Origin of the sequence: Corynebacterium sp. HMSC074A01 (genome assembly GCF_001831515.1) — a bacterium.
Classification (GTDB): Bacteria; Actinomycetota; Actinomycetes; order Mycobacteriales; family Mycobacteriaceae; genus Corynebacterium.
Window position 1 is genome coordinate 1 of record NZ_KV825617.1, and the last position, 870, is coordinate 870.

General features: G+C 52.9%; 2 rRNA genes. Both read left to right on the forward strand.

Going from position 1 to position 870, the window contains the following annotated elements:
• Positions 1–116 (forward strand): 23S ribosomal RNA (locus HMPREF2550_RS05565); the annotation flags it as partial.
• Between the two features lie 179 nt (positions 117–295).
• Positions 296–413: ribosomal RNA gene (gene rrf, locus HMPREF2550_RS05570) — 5S ribosomal RNA — on the forward strand.
• Positions 414–870: the final 457 nt, after the last annotated feature.

An 870-nucleotide genomic window follows, 5' to 3' on the forward strand; every position in this document is an offset into this window, starting at 1 on the left:
TTTTAAGATGAGGTTTCATTTGAGGTGCCCAGTAGACGACTGGGTTGATAGGCCGGAACTGGAAGCACAGTAATGTGTGGAGGTGACTGGTACTAATCCACCAAATACCAAACAACAAACCAACCATGAAACACTGGTCTTGGTAAACACATCAAACCGTGTGAAACAACAAAAGCAATCGCGTCCACTATGCAGTCACTGACACAACACACCAACGTGTCAACACTGATTCAAAATGAATATTGTGTCACCAACAACCAACAACACTGGTTGACTGGCATGCCCCCAAAGGTGTGTCGGTGGTTGATGGCGGCGGGGAAACGCCCGGTCCCATTCCGAACCCGGAAGCTAAGCCCGCCCGCGCCGATGGTACTGCACTCGGGAGGGTGTGGGAGAGTAGGTTACCGCCGACCCAACAACTTCAAACACATAAGCACCCCGCACACCACAAAGGTGTGCGGGGTGCTTTTTGTCATCCCCCGAGGTGCGTGGCCGTGGGCCGACACTCCTCGGGGTGGAATGAGTTTGTAATAAGCGCGCGGTTCAGGGGTGTTTGCCCAGGTCGCTGAAAGCCCGGGGGCCGGGCCCGTCCTAACTATGTCAACCTCCACAACCAACTGCGCCTCTAACTATCAGGATAATGCTCTTATATACAAGTCGACAGCTTGATGAGCGGTTCTTCCATTCTTGCCAAGGGCTCAAATCAAGGTCATCACTCGTACGTCTAGCGTCAGTGTTTGATTTGCTTCATATCGCTGATGAATGGGCAGCGCTGGACCCCGGCTCTGTTGCGGGTCGGTTACAGGAGATCGTTGATGTTTTGATCACTTTCATTCACTCGGGCCTGACCCCCGGAAAGTAGACACGTCG